The 7,679-nt window shown below is 36.6% G+C and carries 6 protein-coding genes; 2 read left to right on the top strand and 4 right to left on the bottom strand.

Annotated features, from left to right (window positions below; all coding sequences use genetic code 11):
• Positions 1 to 363: 363 nt before the first annotated feature.
• Complete coding sequence (locus PHV30_11395) at positions 364 to 1,092, bottom strand: hypothetical protein (GenBank protein MDD5457617.1); 729 nt, start codon at positions 1,090 to 1,092, stop codon at positions 364 to 366.
• Positions 1,093 to 1,197: 105 nt separating this feature from the next.
• Between PHV30_11395 and nadE the strand changes: the two genes are divergently transcribed.
• Positions 1,198 to 3,024, top strand: a complete 1,827-nt coding sequence (gene nadE / locus PHV30_11390; protein ID MDD5457616.1) for an NAD(+) synthase — start codon at positions 1,198 to 1,200, stop codon at positions 3,022 to 3,024.
• Here the strand turns inward: nadE and PHV30_11385 are convergent.
• The 3 genes from PHV30_11385 to PHV30_11375 form a co-directional block, all read right to left on the bottom strand.
• The gene (locus PHV30_11385; protein ID MDD5457615.1) at positions 3,010 to 3,759 is read right to left on the bottom strand and encodes a hypothetical protein; all 750 of its coding nucleotides are present in this window, start codon (positions 3,757 to 3,759) and stop codon (positions 3,010 to 3,012) included. The two genes, nadE and PHV30_11385, sit on opposite strands and share 15 nt — an antisense overlap.
• Before the next feature lie 53 nt (positions 3,760 to 3,812).
• Positions 3,813 to 5,705 (bottom strand): tRNA uridine-5-carboxymethylaminomethyl(34) synthesis enzyme MnmG, encoded by a 1,893-nt coding sequence (mnmG, locus tag PHV30_11380; protein MDD5457614.1) that lies wholly within the window; start codon positions 5,703 to 5,705, stop codon positions 3,813 to 3,815.
• 80 nt (positions 5,706 to 5,785) lie between these two features.
• Entirely contained in the window at positions 5,786 to 7,273 is a 1,488-nt protein-coding gene (locus tag PHV30_11375) for a cobalamin-dependent protein (GenBank protein ID MDD5457613.1), read from the bottom strand.
• A gap of 70 nt (positions 7,274 to 7,343) precedes the next feature.
• Here PHV30_11375 and PHV30_11370 point away from each other — a divergent pair.
• Positions 7,344 to 7,679, top strand: a 336-nt coding sequence (locus PHV30_11370; protein ID MDD5457612.1) for a U32 family peptidase, incomplete at its 3' end; no start/stop codon positions are given.

Here is a 7,679-nt window from a genome sequence, read left to right as displayed (position 1 = left end):
GATTTTCCAGAGCAATAACCAGACCGGGAAAACCGGCACCGGTACCCATGTCCAGAAGGGCAGAGGGTGACGATAAATGCTTTTTAATATAATCTGAAAGGACGAGGCTGTCCTCTATATGTTTTACTAGCATATCCTCCTTGTTTTTAAGGCCTGTAAGGTTATATTTCTGGTTTTCCTCAAAAAGAAAATCGAGCAAAAATTGATAATTAATCAATGTATTTTGTGATTGTTTCACGTGAAACATTATAACATACAAAAATGTAATTAGTAAAAATTTTAACCCCAAATTTTTATCGAAATATACTGATATAATTATGATTGTTTCACGTGAAACATTATAAATGAAACAGGTGGGGAACTTTAAAGCAACTGGTTTTTAACTAATAATACCCTGTACACACCGTGTGGAAAATCGATAGAATTGACAGGATTGTAAAGTTCAAAAACAAATGATTTCCAACCCATACCTTGTGCGAAAGCAGAAACTTTTCTGGCAACAAATAAGGACTTTTGTTCCCAGGCCGATATAATAAAAGATGCAACTGTTTCGGTATAATCAAATAATTTACTACAAATTTCGTCGAAGTGATACATTGCTTCGCCTGAATCCAGCACATTTAATAAAAAGATTAAGCTATATTTCGATTGAAAATTGGAGTCTTGAATATAGCCTTCATATTTCCTGGTATTTATTTTCCCCCGAAGGATGTTTTTCCCATAAATACTATTCAATAATAAATAATAGCTTCTAATGTTATGCTCCAGCTCTATCGTCTGATAGGTTGTATTACCTAAAACTGAATTCTGAGTTTTTGGCTGCACTATATCTATAGTAGCTCCATAAAATGCGCAGGCTAAAAGCGGCTCGGCGTAGTATCCAGGTCCGATATACAATATTTTGTCAGCAGGGGAGGGTTTGATTAAATCAATAAGAATGGCGGAATCATTGGATCTCATGCCTGCCCTTAATAAATCAGCTGCAGTTAGCGGCAACGAAATTAGTTTAAATTTGTGTCTGTAATATTGTTTTTTTAACATATATAATTTATCGACAATTTTTCTGATAACGCTCAGAATTGGTAAATTCATAACCTTGCAAACAAAGGTTTCACGTGAAACCTTTGTTTGCAAGGCAGTTACTACAAGCCATCAGGTTGTTTCACAATCAAATGATGAGTGCTACAATAATCATAAATGACAGTCAATGTTCCTTATAATATTGCCCTGATACAGTTTAACCCTGTAGTCGGTAATCCTTGTGCCAACAGTTCAAGAATTGTTGATTATATTAATAGAGTCAGTAAAAAAGGCGCTACAGTAGTTTTTTTTGGAGAAATGGCCTTGACCGGGTACCATGCCCAGGATATTTTTTTTAATGAACAAATAGTTGAACAAACAAATAAAGCCTGGAAAGATATAAAAAAATCTGCATTGGAAAATAATTGTGGGGTTTGTGTAGGAATGCCTCGCAGGAACCCTCATTCACCACAGGGTGCCAAACATCTTTATAATTCAATAAGGTTTTATCAGCCTCCATCATATGAGTTTGTGCAAGACAAGGTATGTATTCCTACCTACGGTGAGTTTGATGAATACCGCTGGTTTCAGCCCGCCTCCATAAGAAATATTAAAATTCGTAAAATAAATGATGACCATTTTGGTTTTTTAATTTGTGAGGATGGATGGAATAATAAATATGGTATAGAAAACAGATTGTATCGATTGTATTTACAGGACCCTATAGAAAAGCTTATAAATTCCGCAAAAAACAAGGGCATAAAACTGAAGGCTATAGTAAACCTTTCAGCAAGTCCCGATTACATTGGCAAGCAGGATTTACGCATAGAGATGTTTAGTAAAATAGCTGAACACTACAAGGTGCCACTGGTTTTTCTTAATATTGTTGGCGCGCAGGATGAACTGATATTTGGAGGTAGAAGTTTTATTATCAATGAGAACGGACAGTTAATACACGAAATGAAAGGATTTACAGAAGACGAGTTTATTTTTTGTCCTGCTCAAATAAATAGCTATAAAAAGCAAAATAAAACAAAGCAGAAACATAATAAATATGAAGAACTGGACAGTATGATGGGATTATATCTGAAGGATTATTTTAGAAAGAGCAGTACGGTAACCGGGAAGGTCAAAACAATTCTGGGGTTGTCTGGAGGTAAGGATTCAACAGCTGTTGCGGCGATATTAAAAAGACATCTGGGAAAAGACGCCGTAGAGGGTGTAATTATGCCTTACAAAATTAGCCAGTATACTATGCCAGAGTCAGTAACGTTAGCGCAGGAACTAGCTGACAAGCTCGGAATAAAGCATAGAACTATTGATATCTCCATGATGGTGGACTCAACCAGTAAAGAGTTGCAGCTTCAACCGAACAGTCTGGCTCACCAAAACCTGCAGGCTCGCACCAGGTCTATGATTCTATGGTCAATAGCCAATAAAGAGGGCATGGTTGTAATAAACACAACCAATTTTTCAGAAGCGGCAACCGGATACGGAACAATTGGTGGGGATTTGCTTGGTTTGCCAATACTGGCTTCATTGCCTGCAACAACTGTAATCCAATATTTAAAATGGTTAAAAGAAAAAGGGGAACAGGCTATAAGCGAAGAAATGATTGGCAGAGAACCTAGCGCAGAGCTGGCTCCAAACCAGAAAGACGCTGATGAACTGGGTGATTATGAATATATTGATCCGATACTGGAGTCAATCCGTATGAACTTCGGTGATATGGAAAAGGTTGTGGAACAATTTATGGATGTAAAAAATACGATTTATGGTTCTATATATAACGGAACCCCCCAAAAGAAGAAACAGTTTATCAAAACCTTAAAATTTTTAGCCAAAAAACTTTTAACACAAACGGAATACAAACGATGGTACTATAATAAAACCCCGCAATTTACTCCATTTAGCTGGCTGCGCTGGAAATGGCCGGTTGTAAATGGATATATGGATATAGAAAAAAATGTAGATAATGCGTTTGAAAAACTAGGGCTTGGCTAAATCGTTTTTCAGAGAGGCAATTATTTCACATCGCAGCTTAAATCCTCTGTAGACATTGAACAATAAGTCTTCCAGTTGTTCCATAAGGTCAGTTTGTTTAAGTACTTTTGCGGGCAAGTTTTCCTTTATAGAAAGCAAGCAGCCGGGAAATTCTGCGAAACCGTTGGTTAAAAGCAACAGGCCATTTTTATCAACAATATTAATGCTTTTTAAAAGATTAAAAATTGAATTTTTTTTAACAGCAAACTTTATTTCCAGTTCGTTAATTAATTCTTTTCGCAGCATACCCAGATGCAAGCTCCTATAATTGAATTGATTTTCTCCGCCTATCCCTTGTAGCCAAAGTTTTTCGCTTATTTTGTATCCGGCCATAGTCGGTTTAAACGTAGTGATAATAAAATAACCAAAAGTGGGGTTATAGGTAGATTTATGAGCAGCTAAAAATTCAAGAAAACCTTTTTTTAATTCTTTGTGATAAATATCCATTGGAAACCTGTTAGACAGCAGAAAAAATCCGTTTCCGAAATAAGCTCCATTAACAAACAAATTTCTTACTACAGCCTCAAACATGCCGCTAGAATCATTCAGGTATTGAAACCTGAGTTGTTTAATGTGGTGATTTAAAGTTGCTACAGCAGTTTTGATAGAGGAAGTAACTGGTGGACCGACAGAATATTTATTTAAAATATACTGATCAAGCATGATTGCAGAAAAAGCAATAATTTTTAAGTTCATGGATATATGTCGTAATAATAAACGAAAAATTTCACCACAACATGGCGAGGAGTTTATTTTTTTAAAGCAATAAGCAGTATAGCAATATCTGCAGGGCTCACTCCATCTATGTTTGAGGCCTGCCCAATGTTTTGCGGTCTTATTTTTTTTAGTTTTTCCAGACTTTCTTTCTTTAAGCTTTTTACTTCGTCATAATTAAAAGACGCTGGGATTTTTTTTTCAGAGAGTTTTTTATGTCTGGCAACAGTGTCGTGCATTCTTATTATATATTCTTCATATTTTATTTGGATTTCAATGGCTTCTTTTTCTTCAGCGGTAAAATCAGAAGGCAGTAGTGTTTGCAAGGTATACAGATCATTGAAGTGGATATTTGTTCGTTTTAAAAGACTATAGAGGGTTTCCTTTTTTAATATTTTTTCACCCAGTTTTTCCAGACTTTTTTTATGATTTTTAGTGGGTGTTAAAAAATGATTTTTTAGAAACTCAATACCTTGGGCAATTTTCTTCTGTTTTTTCTTAAAAGCAAGATAACGATTTTTATTGATTAAGCCTATTTTATATCCGGTTTCAGTAAGACGCGCATCCGCATTATCCTGTCTTAGCAGCAGTCTGTATTCTGATCGGGAAGTGAACATCCGGTAAGGCTCAACAATATCTTTATTAATGAGGTCATCAATCAATGTTCCAATATATGAAGATTCCCTTGATAGTACAAGTTCCTCTTTTTTTAAGATGCTTAATGCAGCATTAATGCCTGCAACAAGACCTTGTGCAGCTGCTTCCTCGTATCCGGATGTGCCGTTAATTTGACCGGCTGAATAAAGGCCCTGAACAAGTTTTGTTTCCAGTGTATATTTAAGCTGGTAAGGTTTTATTACATCATATTCAATAGCATAGGCAGGCCGCATGATCTCGACATTTTCCAATCCCTTAATTGTCCTTAAAAATCGTAACTGAATATCCTCGGGTAAACTGGTTGAAAGGCCCTGCGTGTATATTTCCAACGTATGTTCACCTTCAGGTTCCAGAAAAGACTGGTGGCTTTTTTTATCGCAGAAGCGAACAACTTTGTCTTCAATGCTCGGACAATACCTGGGACCGACTCCTTTGATCTGGCCCTGATAAAGGGGTGAGCGGTCCAGATTGTCTTTAATTAATTCGTGTGTTTCTTCATTAGTATGTACCAGATAACAGGGATAGTCCTTATTTGTAGGACGAGAATCAGTAAAAGAAAATTTATTTTTATTCTTGTTGCCGAATTGAGGTGATGTTTTATTCAGATTAATGGACTTTTTATCCACCCTGGCGGTTGTGCCCGTTTTCAGTCTAATCATCTCAAACCCGATTTTTTTCAAGTTTCCAGCCAGACTGAGGGAGGGAAATTCCCCGGCGCGTCCGGCAGGCATGGTTTTCAGACCAATATGGATCAAACCGTTTAAAAAGGTTCCGGTTGCCAGAATAATTTTTTCACTCATATAAACAACATCCATTTCAGTACGCAGTCCTTGAATTTTATGGTTTTTAATCAGCAGATCGCTGACCAGAGCTTCTTTAATATCCAGATTTTTTGTGTTTTCCAGGGTTTTTTTCATTTCCCGGTGATACTCAAATTTGTCACTTTGAGCCCTCAGGCTATGCACTGCAGGGCCCTTGGATGTATTCAGCATCTTGATTTGCAGATAAGTTTTGTCTGTATTAACAGCCATTTCACCACCCAAAGCGTCTATTTCATGTACCAACTGGCTTTTGGCCGGGCCGCCGATAGCCGGATTACAGGGCATCCAGGCAATTTTATCCAGCGAAATAGTTAGCAGCAGGGTAGGCACACCCAGTCTGGCACTGGCCAGAGCAGCTTCGCAGCCGGCATGTCCGGCCCCGATAACAATTACCCCATATTTTTTGGGATATTCAATAAAACCGCGGACAGGTGATGATTTCTTCTTCATGGCAACAAGATTATAAGGGCGAATTGTATTTAAGACAAGAATAACAACGGACAGAATGGATGGATTGCGTCTTGAATAAATTATTTATTAAAAATTCTTTTGATTTCTCCGGTTTCTGCCCAGCGTTTCATCTGAGCTATGCCTATTTCTTCTTCTGTGGCGGAGGAAAGATTCAGATTGTCCAGGTCGGCGCCGGATAAATTTTTAAGTTCCTGCAAGTTAATATTTTTTAACTGATATTTTTTTTTCATGTGACGCTTGAAGTTTAAAAGTCTGATTAGTAAAAAATAATTAACCAGATCAGTGCGTTTTAAAGTATCAGTTTCTACGGGAAACACCGAAGAGCGACAAAAGACCCAGTTTTCAGGCAGGTTATAATCTTTATCAAGCTCTTTAATAAGGCTAGTACCGGGTGGGGGATAAAAAATCGAGGGAGCAAGCAGTACCTCAAAGCGGCTTAAATAATTGATAGTTTTTTCAACATCTTCCATATTCTGCCCGGGTAGTCCGAGAATAAAGTAAGTGATAATATCAAAACCGATTTTGTTTGCAATTTTTACAACTTCTTCAAAGTGTTTGTTAAAAAAGGGACGATGCATCTGCTTCTTTTGCTGGTCCGATTCGGAAACCAGTGAAATATTCAGGTTTTTGAAACCCGCTTGCCACATTTTTTTCATTATATTTTCTGTCAGATTTTCTATGGAAATACCATTCATAGCATAAAGTCTAATATCCTTATGGGGAAAGATCTTCGCTATTTCATCAAGCAACGATTCGAACCAATCTATGTCATAACTTAAATTGTCATCTTCAAAGTCAAAAACCCTAATATTATGTTTTTTATAGCAATCGGTCATTTCTTTAATAATGCTGTTTATTTTGCGAGTTACATAATTTTTTCCATGCAAAGAATGTACTGTACAGAAACTGCAATGACGCGGGCAGCCGCGGGTTGCTGTAATAAAGGTAAAATTTTGCCGGTGTATTTTATAAAGCTCTGAGGCCAGCAGAGAACGGTCAGGTATAAGCTCATTAAAACATAAAGATTTTTTTAACGGCAGGTTCAATGCCTGTAAAAAGCTTTTTTCTTCTGCACCGCTGATTACTTGGTCTATAGCCGGATATTTTTTTTCAAGAATATCCTTGAAGACTGTTGCGTGATAACCTCCGACAACTATTTTAATTTCCGGGAAGGAAATCTTGATACGCTCAATAAGAGCATAAGCGGTCTGAAAATAGGCCGTAAAATTACAGCTGATACCAATAATATCAGGAAAAAAATCTGAAATTTTAGTAAGGATTTGTTCATCAGACAAGCCGAAACGATAATAAGCTCCAAAAAGTTTGATAGGGCCAACTTCTTTTTCGCTGTAAATATTTTTCAAATAACTTAATTTTTCCGGCAAAGGAATGGTTTTTTTTCTAAGCGGATTAAGACAATCCAGAATCATCACCTCATGTCCGTTTTTTTGCAGGAATGTACCTATATATAATAGACCAAGAGGATAGGTGCGAATGTCGGTTATATAAAAATCTTCGATGGGCGGTTGTATTAAGAGAAATTTCATTTATTGAAATTATGAGACATTTTAAGAATATAATAAATAGAGACAAGCTAATGGTATAATAATATTTAGTATGAAATTACGAAAAAAACCGGAATTGTTGGCACCTGCAGGAACCTATGAAAACGCTGAAGTAGCCCTGCTTTATGGCGCAGATGCTATATATCAGGGCTTGGAAGGCTTTTCCCTGCGTCACGGAAAAAAGTCGGAAGTTGATTTGGCAGATATAAAAAAAACCATCAAATTATGTAAAAAAAATAATAAAAAGTATTATCTGGCTTTTAATATTTTTGCTCATAATGAAGATATCAGAGAACTGGAAACTATTTTACCCAAACTGAAAAAGCTGGATATAGATGCTTTTATTGTATCTGACCCCGGTTTTATTCAAATTTTGAGACAGCAGATT

The sequence above is a fragment of the Candidatus Margulisiibacteriota bacterium genome, assembly GCA_028715625.1.
Taxonomy (GTDB): domain Bacteria; phylum Margulisbacteria; class Riflemargulisbacteria; order GWF2-35-9; family GWF2-35-9; genus JAQURL01.
Note: the sequence above shows the minus strand (reverse complement) of the source record. Positions and strands in the feature narration are given on the sequence as shown.